This window comes from Micromonospora sp. DT48, from assembly GCF_049844495.1.
Lineage (GTDB): Bacteria > Actinomycetota > Actinomycetes > Mycobacteriales > Micromonosporaceae > Micromonospora.
Map to the genome: position 1 here is coordinate 1 of NZ_JBNCLE010000057.1, position 870 is coordinate 870.

The 870-nt window shown below is 65.2% G+C and carries 1 protein-coding gene; it reads right to left on the reverse strand.

Annotated elements, in window-relative coordinates; genetic code table 11:
• Nucleotides 1-870, reverse strand: an 870-nt coding sequence (locus ACLQ2S_RS27140) for an AMP-binding protein (protein WP_425703820.1), incomplete at both ends; no start/stop codon positions are given.

The following is an 870-nucleotide window of genomic DNA, read 5'->3' on the forward strand; positions in this document are numbered from 1 at the left end:
GATGATCAGGTCGCGGAGGTAAGCCGGATCGCGGTGCCCACCCGGACGGGCGATGACCAGCCGCGCCCCCGCCGACAACGCGGCGTAGATCTCCGCCGGAGACACATCGAACCCGATCTCCGTCTTCTGCAGGACCACACCGTCGGAGTCCAGGCGGTAGACCTCCGACACCACGTGCCGGGTCCGGTTCACCAAACCGGCATGAGTGACCACCGCACCCTTCGGCCGACCCGTCGAACCCGACGTGAAAACAACAAAACACGCATTCTCCGGCCCCACCAACACCGGCAAATCATCAGCCGACTCATCCGCCCACACCGGACGATCAACCAACACCACCCGCGCCGACGACACCGACAACCCCGACACCAACGACGACGACGTCACCACCACAGACGCCCCCGCCTCACCAACCATCAACCCCAACCGCTCCACCGGATAACCCGGATCCAACGGCACATAAACCCCACCCGCCTTATGCACCGCCAACATCGCCACCACCTGCTCCACCGACCGATGCAGACACACCCCCACCAACACCTCAGGGCCCACACCAACCGACCGCAGATACCGCGCCAACCTGTTCGACGCCGCGTTCAACTCCCCATACGACAACGACACCCCACCACCGGACACCGCCACCGCACCCGGCCGAGAAACCACCCACCCCGCAAAATCAGAAAACGCCACCCCAGACACCGGCACCACACCACCGGCACCCACACCCAACAACCACTCCGCCTCACCAGACGGCACACACACCACCCGCGCATCCCCACCCGGATCCGCAACCATCGCCTCCAACACCAACCGGAACATCCCCGCCAACCGCGACAACCCACCACCACCAAACACCCGCGCATCCGCGAC